Origin of the sequence: Sorangium sp. So ce295 (assembly GCF_051527405.1) — a bacterium.
Lineage (GTDB): Bacteria > Myxococcota_A > Polyangia > Polyangiales > Polyangiaceae > Sorangium > Sorangium cellulosum_B.
The window spans coordinates 2,916,810-2,933,465 of sequence record NZ_CP150324.1 but is presented as its reverse complement, the minus strand read 5'-3'; the positions used below and the strand labels follow the sequence as shown (position 1 = coordinate 2,933,465).

The window sequence follows — 16,656 nt, the reverse complement described above, 5'->3', positions numbered from 1 at the left end:
TCGCGGGCGGAGCTGGCCCGACGACGCGGATCGGAGAGCATCATGAGGAATCGAACGATCATGAGAGGGTCTCGGCATCTGCTCCTGGCGTCTCTCGCCGCCGCCTCCGGCGCGGCGCTCGCCGGGTGCGTCGGCGTACAAGACGAAGGTGACGAGCTGCTCGGTGAGGCGCAGCAGGCCGCGACGGTCTGTGTGACTCTCCAGCGCACCGGCACGACGGGCGTGGTCAAGGATGCCCTCATCAATTCGACCTACCCCACCTACACCCCCACCGGAGCCGACATGTACGCTGGCGAGAGCTCGGGCTCCCAGCTGCGTGGGCTGATCGCGTTCGATCTCTCGTCGATCCCTGCCAACGCCACCATCGTCTCGGCGGATCTCTACCTCAACATCGGCGCCGTGACCCCCGACGTGATGCGCGTGCACCGGGTCACGACGGCCTGGGACGAGAACACCGTGACGTGGAACTCGCACTCGAGCGCCTGGGATCCCACCGTCCTGGGGTGGCTCACGGCGAGCTCGGGATACACGTACGCTTACCACACGCTCAGCCTCACCAGCACCGTACAGAGCTGGGTGAACCGCACCGTCGCGAACAACGGCGTGTTCTTCGAGCAAACCCTGAATCGCACCCACATCCGAACGAGCGAGGCCTCGCTGGATCGGCGGCCGTATCTCCGCGTCTGCTACGACAGCGAGACAGGGGGCACGACGGCGACGTCGAGCAGCTCCAGCGCCTCGACGACCTCCTCCACGACGTCGAGCTCCAGCGCCTCGACGACCTCCTCCACGACGTCGAGCTCCAGCGCCTCGACGACCTCCTCCACGACGTCGAGCTCCAGCGGCGCGGGCGGCGCGGGGGGTGCCGGCGGCGCGGGTGGCTCGGGGGGCGCGGGCGGCGGAGGCGGGGGCGGCGTGCCTGGCCTGCCGATCAGCTGCAACAGCAGCACGCCTGGCGCAGGTGCCAATTGCGGCGTCGAGGGGGGCGATAACTGCTGCTCGACCCTTCCGGTCCCGGGCGGCACGTTCAACCGGCTCAACAATGCGGGTCTGCCCGCGACGGTCAGCAGCTTCTACCTCGACAAGTACTCGATCACGGTGGGGCGCTTCCGGCGGTACCTCGAGCAGACCGGCGGCCCGACCCAGGCCAACCCGCCGGCCGCAGGCGCGGGTGCGCACCCGAAGATCGCGAACAGCGGCTGGGACCCGTCGTGGAACACGTATCTCGCGGCCAACACGGGCGCGCTCAAGACGGCGCTCATCTGCGATCCCTATGGATGGCCGTCCTGGAGCGACACGCCGGGAGCCAAGGAGAAGAAGCCGATCGTCTGCGCGACGTGGTACGAGCTGTTCGCGTTCTGCGCGTGGGACGGCGGCCGGCTGCCGACCCAGGCGGAGATGAACTACGCCTCTGCCGGCGGCAACGAGCAGCGCATCTTCCCGTGGGGCGGCTCGAACGTCGAGAGCATCATCGGCGTCAACCAGGACGGCTCCACGGATGTCACACGGTATGCCTCCTGGTGCTGCCAGGGCGACGGCACGGTCGCGGGGGATGGAACGAACCGCTGCCTGGGTGAGCCGTACCCGAGCAACTATCCCTGCGCGCACTCGGATCTCACGGACGTCGGCAAGTTCCCCCAGGGCGCCGGGCGGTGGGGGCAGCTCGACCTGGCTGGCAACGCGTACAAGGCCACCCGTGACGGTTCGGATAACTATCAGCTGCTGATGCCCTGCAACGACTGCTCGCGGCTCGACAACAGCTCGAGCGGGCGCTTCATGCACGGCGGCAGCTTCCTGGCCGCCGGGTACAAGCAGACGACGGACTTTCGGGCTTCCTACGCGGGCACCTCGCGGCGCTACTACGTCACGGCGACGTGCGCGCGCGATCTCCCCACGCCGTGACGCCGCTCCGGCCGGCGGCCCGGCGAGGCGAATGCGCGCCGCGCTGGTGAAGCCGGCGGGCGCGGGTCCGCCGCGCACCTCGTGCCAAGGCGCCCGCCGGCCCCGCCGGGCCTCCCGGGCGGGCGCCTCCTGCCGGCGAGCCGCTCGCTCCCTGCCTTCCCGCTCTCCTGGGTGCCCCCCTTGAACTTGGCCCTCGCGGGCGCCCCCTGATACGCGCGCTCCATGCGCGTGAGAGGCACTTTCCTCCTGCCGGCGATGGCGCTCGCGACGCTGAGCGTGAGCTGCCCGCGCCCTGCCTCCGAGCCCTCCGCGACGTCCCCGGCCCCTGCGCCCGCCTCCGCCGTCACCGCGCCGCTCGCCGCAGCCGCGCCGGCCGTCGCTGCCCCGGCGCCCTCCGCCGCCCGCGCGGAGGACGCCGCGCCGCCCGGCGAGGAGGCCGCGACGGCGCCGGGCGCGCTCGCCGCGGCGCCGGGGGGCGACCCGCTCGCGTTGCCGGCGCTGCCGCCGGAGCTCGTCGATGACGGGTCCGACAAGCTGCCCGAGATCGATCCTCCCCCGGCCACCTCGCCGACGGCGGCCGAGGAGGAGGTCCACGAGCTCGCGAGCATCGCCAGGGAAACGTGGGTTTTCGCCGAACCGCGCTGGACCAGCCGGCGCATCGGGTACCTGCGCGCCGGCGCCGTGGTCGCGCGCAGGCCGGAGCCGTCCGGTAGGACGTCGTGCGCCGACGGCTGGTACCACATCGAGCCGAACGGCTACGTCTGCATCGGCGCCAGCGCGACGCTCAACATTCACGACCTCGCGGTCGAGGCATCGTCGCGCCGCCCTGTCCGCAGGTTCGCTTCGCCCACCTTGCCGGTCGTTCGTGGCGAGGCCGCGCCTGCCACGACACAGGCGGGCGAGGTCACACTTGCTGCAACGCAGCCGGGCGAGACCGCACTTGCTGCAACGCAGCCGGGTGCAAACGCACTTGCCGCGACGCAGCCCGGCGCAAACGCACTTGCCGCGACGCAGGCAGGCGACGCGACAGCCCTGCTCGGCGGCCTGCCCTACACATACGTGATGTCTCGCTCCCCCACCCCGCCGCTCTATGCGCGCCTTCCGGACGGGGACGAGCAGCGCGGCGCCGAGCCCGACCTCGCCGGGCACCTGCTCCGCGCCGCGACCGCCGCGCGCGCGCCCGACTTCGTCGCGCCGCCGCCTCCGGACGCGACCCCCTCGGTCCTGCTCTACGGGCGGCCGGCGCCCGGGCTCGCCGGCGATCGCCGCTCGCCGGACGCGCTCGTCCTGGGCCGCGCCCGGACGCGCTCCGGCTTCGCCCTGCTCTCGACGTTCGATCATGACGGGCGCCGCTTCGGCCTGACGACCGACCTCGCCGTCCTGCCGCTCGACCGGACCCGCGTCATCCGGCCGAGCGCCTTCGCCGGGCTGGCGCTCCCTGAGGGCGTCACGTTGCCCGTGGCCTTCGCCAGGCGCCGCCACGCCGCGCGCCTCGTCCCGGGCGAGCGCGGCGGCGCCACCCGCGCTCCGCTCCGCTTCCGCGAGGCGATCCCGCTGTCCGGCGCCTCGCGGCGCCTCGGCGGCATCGACTACCTCGAGGCGCGGGACGGCTCGCTCGTCCGCTCGGACGAGGTCGTGCGCGTCGACCCGCTCCCCAGGACGCCCGCGTGGGCGGTGCGCGGGCGGAAGTGGATCGACGTCTCGATCGACAAGCAGAGCCTCGTCGCTTACGAGGGCACCCGGCCGGTCTACGTGACGCTCGTCTCGACGGGGGCGGATGGCCTCGGCGATCCCAAGACGACGCGCTCCACCATCCAGGGGCTGTTCCGCATCCACACGAAGCACGTCACGGTCACGATGGACGGCGACGAGGAGGACGAGGATCCGTTCGACTTCCGCGACGTGCCTTTCGTCCAGTACTTCACGGAGGGCTTCGCGTTCCACGCGGCCTACTGGCACGACGATTTCGGCACCCCGCGCAGCCACGGCTGTGTGAACCTCTCTCCGCTCGACGCCGCCTGGCTGTTCGAGTGGACGACCCCCGAGGTCCCGGCCGAGTGGCACGGCGCGCTCTCGCTACGGAAGGGCACGCTCGTCTCCATCCGCCCCTGAGCCGGCGGCCCGCCGGCGCTGCCCCTTCCGCGCCGCGCGCAGGCACGCTACACGCTCGCTCCATGGCCATCCAGGAGCCCCTCTCGCTCGATCAGCTCATGGCGATCGATCCGCTGCTCTCCGAGGAAGAGCGCATGATCCGCGATGCCGTCCGTCGCTTCGTGCGCGAGCGGTACCTGCCGCGCGCCGCGGACCTGTTCGCGCGCGAGGAGTTCGCGACCGACCTGATCCCCGAGATCGCCGCGCTCGGCCTGCTCGGCGGCTCGCTGACCGGCTACGGCTGCGCCGGCATGAACTCGGTCGCTTACGGCCTCGCGCTGCAGGAGCTCGAGGTTGGCGACAGCGGCCTGCGCAGCTTCGTGAGCGTCCAGGGCTCGCTGGCGATGTATCCGATCTGGAAGTACGGCTCCGAGGCGCAGAAGCAGCGCTGGCTGCCGAAGATGGCCGCCGCCGAGCTGATCGGGTGTTTCGGCCTGACGGAGCCCGACAGCGGGTCGGATCCGAGCTCGATGAAGACCCGCGCCCGGAAGGACGGGAGCGCGTACGTGCTGACGGGCACGAAGATGTGGATCACGAGCGCGCCCATCGCGGATCTCTGCGTTGTGTGGGCCAAGGTCGATGACGGAGGGGCCGAGTCCATCCGCGGCTTCGTGGTGGAGCGCGGGATGAAGGGGCTGGAGACCCCGCTCATCCACGGCAAGATGAGCCTGCGCGCCAGCCCGACCGGGGAGATCGTGCTCAACGAGGTGCGCGTGCCGGAGGAGAACGTGCTCCCCGGCGTGGTCGGCCTGAAGGGCCCGCTCGGCTGCCTGACCCAGGCGCGCTTCGGCATCGCGTGGGGCGCGCTGGGCGCCGCGCGCGCCTGCTACGAGACGGCGGTCTCCTATGCGCGCGAGCGCATCCAGTTCGGCCAGCCGATCGCGTCGCGGCAGCTCATCCAGTCGGAGCTCGTCGAGATGGCGATGGAGATCGCGAAGGGGCAGCTCATGGCGCTGCACTTCGGGCGGCTGAAGGACACGACCGGCATCAGCCCGGTGCAGGTCTCGCTGTGCAAGCGGAACAACGTGGGCTGGGCGCTCAAGATCGCGCGGACCGCGCGGGGCGTGCTCGGCGCGAACGGCATCCTGCTCGATTACCCCGTCATCCGGCACATGCTCAACCTGGAGAGCGTGTACACGTACGAGGGCACCGACGAGGTGCATTGCCTCATCCTCGGCAACGCGATCACGGGACACAACGCGTTCTGAGGGATATCGGCGGGTGGTCCGCGCCGGCTGGCTACTGTGCGCGACCCGCCGTGCGGCGTGGTAAGGCTCGCCTGTCGGCCAGGCGAGCGAAAGGAGTCGTGGTACGCTCGCGGCCTGGAGGCTAGCGGAGCGTGGTCCATCGGAAGCCTGTCACCCTGCTGCACCTGTCCGATCTGCAGTTCGGCCCGCACCATCGCTTCGAAGGGCCGACCTCGCCGGGCAGCCTCCTCCAGCGCCTCCGCGACGACCTCGAGTGGCTGCGCGAGGAGCAAGGGACGCGTCCGGACCTCGTTCTCCTCACCGGCGACCTCACCGAGTACGGCATGAAGTCGCAGTTCGATCAGCTCCTCTCGTTCGCCCACGGGCTGACCGAGGTCACGGAGCTGGCGCCGCGCCGGGTGGTCGTCGTGCCCGGAAACCACGACGTCAACTGGAAGCTCTGCCAGGCATACTTCGCGGAGCGCGAGGGCAACGAGGAGCGTCCGTTGCTCCCGTACTGGCCAAAGCTGCGGCCTTACGCGGAGTTTTTCGCCCGCTTCTACGAGGGGCAGACGGGGATGCAGTTCACCGAGGCGGAGCCGTGGACCCTGTTCGAGTACCCCGACCTCCGGGTGGTGGTCGCCGGCGTGAACTCTGCGATCGCGGAGAGCCATCGGCCCGAGGACCACTACGGCTTCGTCGGCGAACAGCAGCTCCGGTTCTTCGCAGGCAAGCTGCGGCCTTACAAGGAGCAGGGGTTCCTCAGGATCGCGGCGATGCATCACGATCCGCTGCACCCCGGCGAGGTCGAAGCCGCGAAGCAGGACGCGAAGGACCTGAAGGGGATGCTCCGGCCCTACCTGAACCTCGTGGTGCACGGGCACCTCCACGAGGAGCAGCTCGGGTGGCTCGACAACGACGTGCCGGTCCTCGGGATCGGCAGCGCGGGCGTGAAGGTGCCGGAGCGGCCGCCCGAGGTGCCGAACCAGTATCAGATCGTGCAGGTCTATCCGGATCGGCTGGCGTATGGCACGCGGGCCTATGTCCCTGACCAGAAGCGGTGGATCGGGTGCCTGCGATCCGACCCGGAGGGGCGCGCGTGGCGCGTCGAAAAGAGGGTGGGGTTCGACCGGATCGACGGTCCGTTCTCCAGAAGCGCTGAAGCCGTTGCATCCCCGCTCGCCGAGCTCGCGCAGATGGTCGATGCGTACCGCCGTCACTGGGCAGACTTCTACCGGCGGGAGACGTTGTTCGACCTGGCGACGATGGGCGAGGACGCGGACATCCCGGCAGGGCTCGACCTGCTGCACGTCTTTCTGCCGCAGACCGCGCGTCGCGAACCGCCCCGTCTGGATCTGCCGCGCGATCCCGGCGGCGATCTCGACGACGACGAGCGGCTCGGCAGGCCCCCGCAACGAACCAGCGCGGACGATGCGCGACATCGTACAGCCATCGTCGGTCCACCGCAGCCAATCGATCGCGTCCTCACCTCACTGGGAGAGCCCTGGGTTCTAATTCTAGGCGCCCCCGGGGCAGGCAAGAGCGCCCTCACCCGCTGGTTCGTCCTCAAGCTCTGCACGCCAGGCGAGTCACTCGGCGACCTGCCCGCCGACCTCGTGCCGGTGCGTATCGAGCTCCGGCGGTTCGATCTCCACTATCGTCAGTGCCGGCAGGCGGGCCGGTCGTGCGACTTCTTCGACTATCTCGACGAGATCCACCGGGAGCGCAACCTCTCGCTCCGTGGAGAGCCGTTGCGTCGCCTCGCCGAAGCGGGACGGCTCCTCTGGCTGATCGACGGGCTCGACGAGGTGGCCGACCCGCACGCCCGGCGGGACTACGCCGCTATGATCGTAGGCGTGCGCGACCGCTACGCGGGGCGCGGCGTCGTGACGAGCCGGATCGTCGGCGCTCGCGTGGCGCAGCCGCTCTTCCAGCAAGCCGGGCTCGCGACCTACACGCTCCAGGAATTCGACGAGCGGCAGATCGATGCCTTCCTGGAGCGCTGGCACCGGCTCGCCTTCCCCGGTGCGCCGGATGCCGCGGCGCGACGGCTTGAGCGCCTTCGTCAGACGCTAAAGGAGAGCAGGCCCGTTCGCGAGCTGTGCAGCAACCCTCTGCTGCTCACGCTGATTGCGCTGCTCAACCGCGGCGCGGAGCTGCCCCGGCAGCGGCACCGGCTCTACGAGCGCGCCGTAGACCTCATGGCAGAGCAGTGGGAGGCGAACAAGCACCTGGCCGCGGCCGGTGCGGTTCAGTTCGATCTGCCCAGCAAGAAGCGGTTCTTGCGGAAGCTCGCCTTCCAGATGATGACCGAACTCACGGGCGGCAGCGGTAACGCCGTCCAGCAGCGGGACCTGAGCGCCTTCGCGGCATCCTTCTGCACCGAGGAGTACGGGCTCAGGGCCGAGGAGGCGCAGGCGACGGCCGAACAGCTCATTCAGCACCTGCGGGAGAGGAACTACATCCTCGCATTGATTGGCGGGCAGACCTTCGGATTCGTTCACAAGACGTTCCTTGAGTACCTCGCTGCAGCGGAGATCCATGCGCGGTTCCGGGCTCATGACTGGGGGCTCGACGAGATCAAGGCGGTCTTCCAGACGAATTGGCTGGACCAGGCATGGAACGAGACGCTGACCCTGATCTGCGGGATGATCGAGGAGGAGCGCCCGCAACAGGTGATCGAACTGCTGCAGGGAGTCCTAGAGCGATTGGGCCCCTTCGACGACGGCAATATGAATTCATTCATAACGTTTGCGCTTCGATGCCTGGCCGAGATCCGTCTGCTCGATCAGGAGCCCGTCCGCACCTTCGCGCGCGAGATCACAGACTTCATCCTGGTTCCCGAGTTCCCTTCATGGCCACGTGACGACGAGCAACTCTCGTCCGCCCTCCGGCTTCGCGGTCCGGAGTGGCCGGATGCCGCCCGCTTCACTACTGCTGCCCTTGAAGCGAGCTCGCGCGATGTCAACCCCAACAAGATCGCCTTGCTGAACGAGCTCGCCCTCGCCGTATGCCCCAGGCAAAAGCGAATCAGCCTACTAACACAGAATCTCCTGGACCAACTTGACGACTACCTGCTCGCGAATTTGTTCAAGGAAGCGGGTCATCTGGGAGAATGGACAGAATCCGAAATCATGCAGCTGCACCGCGCCGTAGAGCAGCTCTCGGAGCCCAAGAAGACCAGCGCCTGGCTCGCGATGCTAGACGGCGGCATATCCTCGGCATCTGGACCGATCGCGGCGATCATGCATCACGCTAGGACACATCGCATGCGCTACACCGCGGCCGTCGCACTGCTACGAGTTCCAGAATGGCGACATGAGGCCGTGAGCCTCGTGGTCGACACAATCCGCCGCGGGCTATTGCTCGGCTCCAGCACCGACATCCATGCTCTAATCAAGGCAGCGGACGACTCCACCATGCGCGACCAGGTGCGCTCGCTGCTTCACATAACCAATGCTCGATCCAGGGAGGACATTGCCCGAGAGCTGACGCTGCGCTGGCATGACGAAGAGGCCGCAACGACATGGATGAAAGCGATATTCAACGCTCCAGACACGACGAAATCTACCTACATTAACACTCACAGACTTCAGGAGCTAGCTCGCAACAACACCGCAGCGCGCGAGATAATATCGCACGCATCACACAACATCAACAGTATCGCACGACCCGACGCAAAGATCACTCTCGCCCAATGGATGGTCGCCCACCAGGACCCACGCGGGATGAGCATATTGCACGAGATGGCAATTTCAGCGTCGTCGCCGGCACATATTCGACTTTGGTCTGCATGGGCACTGTTTGATACAATACGGGGCCGAGAACTGGGTGCCGCTGCATTGACACGACTAGCCCAAGAATCCGACCAACTCACAAACAGCCAGTGCATCGAAACTCTGCGACAGTATGCGCTCGTTGTCCCAGCGGCCCATGAAGGTCTCTCGCAGCTAGCGAGCAGCGACCCGCGCGAGCATGTTCGGCTTCGGGCATGCGGGGCGCTCGCTTCCCTGGGTGGCCCAGATCGCCGCAAGGCCCTCCGTCTCCTCGGCCAGCTCGCCACCTCCGCGCACGACGAGAGTGTTCGCGCTCTTGCCGCTGCGCATCTCCACCGCCAGGGTCTCCCGGACCTCGAGTGGCGCCCGGTCCTCACCCACCTCAGCCGGCATGCCAAGCACGGCGCCACCCGCCTCCTCGCTGCGAAGGAACTTCTTGACGAGGCGCGCATCGCTCGCCTCGCCGAGCGCGCCAAGCGCACCGAGGTCCGCGAGGAGGCCTCCGCCGCCCTGAAGCGGCTCCGCATCTACCACAGCCTCCTCCAGGTCGGTCGCCCCCGCCGCGGCATCGTCTCGCTCGATGGTACACGCGCCGGCACCGTCGAGGAAATCCCCGGCGGCTCCCGCTTCATCTACGACCGCGCCTACCTCGCCCGTCCCGACGCCATCCCCCTGTCACCGACCCTCCCTCTCCGCCCCGAGCCGTACGAGAGCCGCGGTCTTCACCCCTTCTTCGAGAACCTCCTCCCCGAGGGCTGGCTCCTCGACCAGACCTGCCGCAAGCTCGGCCTCGACCGCACCGATGCCTTCGGCCTGATGCTCGCCACGTGCGCCGACTGTGCCGGCGCGGTGGAGATCGTTCCGGAGAGGCTCTCGGTGGCCGCGTAGCCGCATGACCGCCTGCCTGATCTGCCTGGGCGAGAGCCCTCCCGACGACTCGGGAGGCCGCTACCACCGCGCCTGCCTGCGCCAGTTGTTCGGCGTCGAGGAGGCTCCGCGGATCGATCTGGATCTCCTCCACCTGCCAGCCCGGATCCAACCCGAGATCGGCAAGATGTCGATCTCCGGCATGCAACGAAAAGCGCTCATACGGCTGTCGAAGGACAGGAGCTGCCTCGAGGTCGCCGACAAGAGCAGCCGTTACATCCTCAAGCCGCAGCTGGAGCGGTACTCCCATGTACCCGAGAACGAGCACGTGAGCATGCGGATCGCCGTCCTCGCCGGGGTGCGGGTGCCCCGCCTCGGTCTGTTCCACCTCGCGGACGGGAGCCTGGCCTACGTCATCAAGCGCTACGACCGCACCGGCAGCAAGGAGCCACGCAAGCTCCATCAGGAGGACTTCTGTCAGCTCGCTGGCCGACCGGCCCACGAGCGCGACAAGGGTACCGCGGCGGAATGCGCGGGCATCGTGGCGCGGTATTGCGGTGAGCCCGAGGTCGAGTTGCGCCGGCTCTACCGGCACATGCTCGTCGCCTACTGGATCGGGAACGGCGACATGCATCTCAAGAACCTGTCTCTCCTGCGCGGAGCGGATGGCATCTACCGACTGGCGCCGGCCTATGACTTGATATGCACCTGGATCTACGGCGACAAGACGCTGGCGCTACCCCTCGGCATCCGCAACAAGGATCTGCGCCGCCATGATTGGCTCGACCTCGCCGAGAAGCACATGCGCCTCCCGCGCGGCGAGGCTTCGGCGGTCATCGACGCGATGCTCAGCTGCACGAGCGAAGCGCTGGCTTTGCTGCGACGTTCGCCGATGCCGGAGGAGATGCGCAAGAGCTATGCGCGCCTTCTGAGGAAGCGAAGCCGCGCGCTAGCATGACGGCAGCGCATTCCACACCCCGCAGCGCCTCTCATCGGGAAACGGTTGATCCATCGGCAGGCGTAGGCTCCCGCCGAGGGTGTTCGCAGGCAGCGCGGGAGACGGATTGCCGTTCGCATGGGGATAAATCAAGACAGCCGTAGGCCCTCGGAGAGGGTGTTCGTGGGGCGGCGTGGGGGACGGACCGTTGTTTGAGCCCAATTGACGTTCTATCTCCGGCGTGCGCAGCGCGCCGGAGATAGAACGTCAATTGGGCGAGTTCGGTGGGGCCCCCGCGCCGCCCCACGAACACCCTCTCCGGGGGCCGGGCAGTCCAGCAAGACCTCCCGTCCGCTCCGCTCCGCCCATCTCCGGGGACCGGGCCGCCCGCGACATCCCCCTTCCGCTCCTGCCCGGAGACGCCCCCGCGCTCCGGTCCCCTACCCCGTCTTCCCCGCCGCCTTCCGCTTCAGCCCCACCAGGAAGATCTCCACGCTGCTCGCCCGAGTCCCCTCGGGCCGGATGCTCCGGACCTCCTCGCAGAGGTTCCTCAGCGCGTCCCGGGCCTTCACGAAGTCCTCGCTCATGAAGATCTTGCCGACGAACGCCCCGCCCGGCGCGAGCAGCGCCTCGGCCACGGCCACGGCGCGCATGAACAGCTCGTAGCTCCGGGCCTGGTCGGCGATCTTGCTGCCGCTCGTCGCGGGCGCCATGTCCGACAGCACAACGTCGTACGGCGCGAACTGCGCGAGCGCCTCGTTCGTGAGCGACAGGGCGTCCCCCTGCACCACCGTCGCCTGCGGCCCGAACGCCGCCGTGATCGGCGACAGATCGACCGCGAGCAGCTTGCCCCCCGCGCCGATCCGCTGCGCCGCGTACATCGACCACGACCCCGGCGCGGCGCCCAGGTCGAGCACCCGCTGGCCGGGGCGGAGCAGCCGCACCCGACGATCGATCTCCTCGAGCTTGAAGACGCTGCGCGCAGGATAGCCCTGCGCCTTCGCCGCCTTCGTGAAGGCGTCAGGGCGCTTGTACGGGTTCTTCGGCTTCTGCGACACGGAGGGACGCTCGGCGGGCACGACCGGCGGGGCGCTCGCTCATGGGAGCTGCCCCGCCGGCGGCCGGGATCAGCCGCCCTTCTTCTTGGTCGGCTGCTGCACCGGCACGATCCCCTTGCCGCCGCGCTTCTTCACGGCGCCGCGGATCGTCACCAGCTGGTTCTTCGGGCCCGGGACCGGGCCCTCGATGAGGATCAGGTTGTCCTCGGGGAGGAGCTTCACGATCTTGAGGTTGAGCGCGCTCACCGTCTCGTCGCCGTAGTGGCCGGGCATCTTCAGGCCGGGCAGCGTGCGGCCGGGGGTCATGTTCGTACCGATCGAGCCGCCGTGGCGGAAGTACTCGTGCGTACCGTGCGAGCTGACCGCGCCGGCGAAGCTCCACCGGCGGATGACGCCGCTGAAGCCGCGGCCGCGCGAGCGGCCCTGTGCGTCCACCCGCTGGCCCACCTCGAAGATCTCGTCGACCTTGAGCGTGCTCCCGATCTCGTACTTCGCCGCGTGCTCGGGGCTGCAGCGCAGCTCGCGCACGATCCGCTTCGGCGTCTGCCCCGACTTCTTGTACGCGCCGGCGACCGGCTTCGTCGTGTGCTTCTCCGCCCGCTCGCCGAGGCCGAGGATGAGGGCGCTGTAGCCGTCCTTCTCGAGCGTGCGCTTGCCGATGACGACGCAGCCCGCCTGCACGACCGTGCAGCGCAGGACCTCGCCCGTCTCGTTGAAGATCTGCGTCATGCCGATCTTCTTGCCGATGATGCCGGGATGCTGATTCATGATGGGATTGCCTTTCGCTCCGTCTGGGGTGGCTGAAACTGGCTCCGCGCGGCGCGCCGCGAGAGCGATCCCCTCGGCGCGCCTCGTCACGAGCCGGTTCGGAGCGAAGAACCGGGGCGGCTTCCCGCCGGGCACGTTGGGGGGCGCAGAGCTTACTCACGGGGCCCCCAAAGGGAAGCGAAAACCACCACCACAAAGGTAGTACAGACCACATCAAACCGAGACGCGCTGCGTCGCGACCGCTCGGACGTTGTCCTTCTGCGCGGACATTTCCTGTCTCTCCCTGGCGTCGAAGTTCGGAGGAGCGGGCCTCACATTGGGTCGTCGGAGGTCAGGGATGACAGACATCATCGCTCACGGTGAGCCGCGCGACGTCGAGCGCCTCATGGATCGATACTGGTTCCTGCTGAGAGGCGAGGCGCACGGCGCCGGCGAGGACAGCGCGAGCGCGGCCCGGACCCGGGTGATCCGCGACGGCGAGTTCATCGTGGTGAGCATCGAGGCGTCGGCGCTCGGCTGGCCCGAGGGGACGCTGCTCTTCAGGTTCCGATCGGAGGTGGCCCCCTGCGCCGAGTGCGTGGAGCGCGCGGCCGCGATCGCGCGCCACCGGACGCGCGGCATGCTCCGCTCGGGCGACGTGCGCGAGATGCTCCGCTTCGCCGTCGCCCGCTGCGCCGCCTCCGGCATCGACCTGGCCCACGCCGGCGCGCGCGCTCGAGGCGACGGGGCGCGCCGGGACGACGCGCCGGACAGCGCGGGGGAGCCCGCCTCCGGGAGGCGCCGCGCGGCGCAGGACGCGGGCGGCGGCGCGAAGCGCTACAACGCCGAGCTCTGGCTCATGCTCTGACGGCGCGCGCGCGCTTCTCGCGACGGGCGCTGCCGCGTCATGAGCCGACCACGTTGATGGTCGCCTTGACCATCGCCATCCAGCACTGAAGCACCATCTTCCCCTCCTTCTGCGGGGTGATGGCCACCTCGACCTGCGTGTTCAGCGGCAGATCCTTCTCGATCTTCAGATCGGGAATCGCGATCGCCTTCAGACACTCGCTCTTCGTCGTCCGCGTGAAGCGCAGCACCACGGGCTCTCCCTTCTTCAGCTCGATCGTCGACGGGGAGAAGCCGCCGTCGTTCACCGCGATGTCGATGCGCTTGACGTTCGCCGGCGCGGCGAGCTCGGCGGCCGCCACCACCGGCGCCTCCTCGGCGGGCTTGTTACAAGCGAGCGATGAGAGCGATGAGAGGGAGAGGGCTAGCGCGGTGACGAGGAGCTGCAGGCTCATGGTCACCGCGTTCTTACCCGGCGCAAATCTCGCGTCAAGCCGCCCTCCAGCCGTCCGCCCCGGGCGAGAGACCGAGGGACGGTCGGGCGCAGACGGGCGCGCGCCGCGACGTGAACGCAGCGCGGCCGGCTCAAACGTGGCGGCCCGAGAGGATCTGCAGAATCGCCGAGAAGAGGTTGATGAAGTTGAGGTAGAGGTCGAGCGCGCCGCCGACCGGGTCCTCTTCGTTCGAGTGGAGCAGGCGCGACGTGTTGTAGAGGACGTATCCCCCGAACACGAGGACGGACACGCTGGCGATCGCGAGGCCGAGGAGCGTGCTCCCGAGCAGGATGTTCAGCAGCATCGCGCCGAGGACGACCATGGCGCCCATCACCAGCCCGCTGGCCATGAACGACAGGTCCTCCCGCGAGAGGAAGACCCCCAGCGTGAGGCTCCCGAACGTGAGGACCGTCAGGATGAAGGTGTCCCGCACCGGGGCCGACGACAGGGTGCCGCCGAGGCCCGCCGCCGCCTGGGCCATGTAGAGCGCAGGCGCCGCGGTGACGCCCAGGATGGCCGCCATCCCGAAGAGCGCGAGGACGTTGACCCCGGGGATCTTGCGCACCGCCCGCGCGCCGAACATCACGCCGAACACGACGCCGATCGAGAGGATCGGGTGCTGCGCGAAGAGCTCGACCAGCGGCGGCATCTCGCGCCCCAGCGTCCCCTCCTCCACGTCCGGCGCCCCGATGTACAGCGCGCACATGGCGCCCAGGGAGGAGACCACCAGGCTCGCCGTGAAGAGCCCGTACACCTTCTTGAGAAAGTCGATCCGCAGCGCCAGCTTCGGGCTGGCCGATACGCTCGCCCCGAGGGGACTCGCCTGGCGTGAGTTCATCTGCTGCGCTCCTCCTTCAGGGCGATTCGCCGCGGCTGCACGAGCGCCTAGTCGTGCACCATTCACCACGGACATGCAACACCGCCAGGCGAAGCCCTCGGGCATCCGCTGTCCACAAAAAAATCACGCTCCAGCGGCATCGTGCGCGCGCGGAGGAACCGGCGCGGCGTGAACGGCGCGCCGACATCGCGCAGCATCCGGCGAAGAGCAGCCCGGATCCAGAGAAAAATGCTCGGCTCCGACGACAATCCGCTCGGCTCTCCGCTCCGCTCTCCGCTCGGCTATCCGCTCGGCGGCAACGCCGGCGCCGACCGACAGCGCCGTCGACCTGGCTGCGCGCGCCGTGGGAAGGAGGAGAACGAACTCCTGTCTTCCGAGGTCCGGAAGAACGACCGCGCACGCCTCCCAGCGGACCCGGAGCACGGCCCATCACCAATCGATGCCTCGGAACAAGCACCTTGCCGGGCCCCTGCGCTCACGCCGGACAGCAGAAATGGGCCGCGCCCGGGCGCGCTCCGCCCCATGCAGCGACGCCGCGGTGGGCGCCTGCGCGCGGCCCGTTGTCGCGCGCCGCACGCTCGTGTACGAAGGACAGCGAAGGATCACGAGCTCGCCGCGCAGCCTTGGGGAGGACGAGGTTTCATGAACGTCACGACGATCGCCGTTGCCGACGTCGAGCCCGCAACGGCGCCGTTGCCGGGGTTCGATAGCGAAGCTGCGGTGCAGAGCCTGCTCGTCTCGAAGATCGAGGCCTCCTACCGCCACCGCCTGCCCCTCGTGGGACGCACGGACCTCCACCCGCTCGTCCAGGCCGCCTATACCGCCTTCACCCAGCGCTATCCCCTCGTGCTCTCGCCCGACGTGGTCTGGCTCTGCCTGGCGCGCGGCTTCACGTTCCACCTCGCCGCGAACGACGAGCATCGACGCCGCTTCCTGCCCGACGATCACGAGTTCTCGCTCGTCGTCGATCGCCCGGACTTCACCCTCGGCGAGGTGAACCCGTGGCCAGCTTTGTTTCCGGACTTTTCCAGGCAGGTTTCGGCGCGGGTCGGCTCGCTGCGGGACCTCGTGACCTCCAATTTCTCCACAACGGGGCCTGTCGAGCGGGTGTCGTCGGAGCTCACGGTCGCGACCCCGCTCGCGCCGCACTACGCGTGGGAGCCGCCGTTCCCGGGCGACATGGTGTTCCCGCAGCGCGGGATCCCGCGCGTGTACCTGCTCGGCACGTCCGACGACTGGCGCTGGGTGCGCCAGCGCGTGGCGATGCTCGGCTCCGTCGGGCAAGATCGGTGGACCCGCGCGCTCCTGCCCGTGCTCGACCAGATCGCCGCCTCGGCGGAGGGGCGCGCCGACACGATGTTCTGGCGCGCGTTCTTCAGGTACGAGAGCTCGGCCGACGAGCTGACCGGGTGGATCCACGTGCTGTTTCCCTACCTGCGCGCGTGGCCCAACGACTACTTCGCCCCGAATCCCTATCTCGAGAGCTGGCACGAGCGATGGTTGACGGCGGAGGCCCGGAGCGACGCGCTCGGGGGCCTCGGCAACCCGCAGGGACCAGGGCTCTCCGAGATGCCGCCCGGCCTGACCAGCGCCCAGCTGCGCTTCATCGACGGGAGCAGGCGCGAGCACCCGATGGAGTTCATCAGCGGTCTCATCGGCGTGACGCAGGATCCGCACTCCCTCGCGCTGCTGCCGGAGTTCGTCTGGGCCATCGCGCACCAAGCCCCCGAGTCGGCGGCGCAGCGCCCCGCCGAGGCCTCGTGAGCCACGCGGCCCCGTGAGCCGCGCGCTCGATCACGGCGATCACGGCGAGCGGTTCGGCGTGGACGGGCGGCTCACGCTGACATAGGATT

The 16,656-nt window shown here is 69.1% G+C and carries 11 protein-coding genes; 7 read left to right on the top strand and 4 right to left on the bottom strand.

Going from position 1 to position 16,656, the window contains the following annotated elements; all coding sequences use genetic code 11:
• Positions 1-60: 60 nt before the first annotated feature.
• The 5 genes from WMF11_RS11315 to WMF11_RS11295 all read left to right on the top strand — a co-directional run bounded on the left by WMF11_RS11315 (position 61) and on the right by WMF11_RS11295 (position 10,841).
• Positions 61-1,902, top strand: a complete 1,842-nt coding sequence (locus WMF11_RS11315) for an SUMF1/EgtB/PvdO family nonheme iron enzyme (protein WP_437977462.1) — start codon at positions 61-63, stop codon at positions 1,900-1,902.
• A 222-nt stretch (positions 1,903-2,124) separates the two neighbouring features.
• The gene (locus tag WMF11_RS11310; protein ID WP_437977461.1) at positions 2,125-4,014 is read left to right on the top strand and encodes a L,D-transpeptidase; all 1,890 of its coding nucleotides are present in this window, start codon (positions 2,125-2,127) and stop codon (positions 4,012-4,014) included.
• A gap of 62 nt (positions 4,015-4,076) precedes the next feature.
• Entirely contained in the window at positions 4,077-5,261 is a 1,185-nt protein-coding gene (locus WMF11_RS11305) for an acyl-CoA dehydrogenase family protein (RefSeq protein WP_437977460.1), read from the top strand.
• 131 nt (positions 5,262-5,392) lie between these two features.
• Complete coding sequence (locus WMF11_RS11300; protein ID WP_437977459.1) at positions 5,393-9,904, top strand: HipA N-terminal domain-containing protein; 4,512 nt, start codon at positions 5,393-5,395, stop codon at positions 9,902-9,904.
• 166 nt (positions 9,905-10,070) lie between these two features.
• Positions 10,071-10,841 carry a type II toxin-antitoxin system HipA family toxin gene (locus WMF11_RS11295; protein WP_437977458.1) on the top strand — a complete coding sequence of 257 codons (771 nt, stop codon included), beginning with the start codon at positions 10,071-10,073 and terminating at the stop codon, positions 10,839-10,841.
• 419 nt (positions 10,842-11,260) lie between these two features.
• Here WMF11_RS11295 and WMF11_RS11290 read toward each other — a convergent pair whose 3' ends face one another.
• Together WMF11_RS11290 and rplC are read right to left on the bottom strand one after the other, a co-directional pair.
• Complete coding sequence (locus tag WMF11_RS11290; RefSeq protein WP_044968202.1) at positions 11,261-11,878, bottom strand: SAM-dependent methyltransferase; 618 nt, start codon at positions 11,876-11,878, stop codon at positions 11,261-11,263.
• Positions 11,879-11,947: 69 nt separating this feature from the next.
• Complete coding sequence (gene rplC / locus WMF11_RS11285; RefSeq protein ID WP_437908415.1) at positions 11,948-12,646, bottom strand: 50S ribosomal protein L3; 699 nt, start codon at positions 12,644-12,646, stop codon at positions 11,948-11,950.
• A 337-nt stretch (positions 12,647-12,983) separates the two neighbouring features.
• Here rplC and WMF11_RS11280 point away from each other — a divergent pair, with 337 nt between their 5' ends.
• Positions 12,984-13,493, top strand: coding sequence for a hypothetical protein (locus tag WMF11_RS11280; protein ID WP_437977457.1), 510 nt, complete (start codon positions 12,984-12,986; stop codon positions 13,491-13,493).
• Between the two features lie 37 nt (positions 13,494-13,530).
• Here WMF11_RS11280 and WMF11_RS11275 read toward each other — a convergent pair whose 3' ends face one another.
• Together WMF11_RS11275 and WMF11_RS11270 are read right to left on the bottom strand one after the other, a co-directional pair.
• Positions 13,531-13,926 (bottom strand): cupredoxin domain-containing protein, encoded by a 396-nt coding sequence (locus tag WMF11_RS11275; protein WP_437977456.1) that lies wholly within the window; start codon positions 13,924-13,926, stop codon positions 13,531-13,533.
• 130 nt (positions 13,927-14,056) lie between these two features.
• On the bottom strand, positions 14,057-14,803 hold the full coding sequence (locus WMF11_RS11270) for a Bax inhibitor-1/YccA family protein (RefSeq protein ID WP_437908412.1): 747 nt from the start codon (positions 14,801-14,803) through the stop codon (positions 14,057-14,059).
• A gap of 642 nt (positions 14,804-15,445) precedes the next feature.
• Here WMF11_RS11270 and WMF11_RS11265 point away from each other — a divergent pair.
• Positions 15,446-16,567, top strand: a complete 1,122-nt coding sequence (locus WMF11_RS11265) for a DUF4419 domain-containing protein (protein WP_437551773.1) — start codon at positions 15,446-15,448, stop codon at positions 16,565-16,567.
• Positions 16,568-16,656 lie beyond the last annotated feature (89 nt).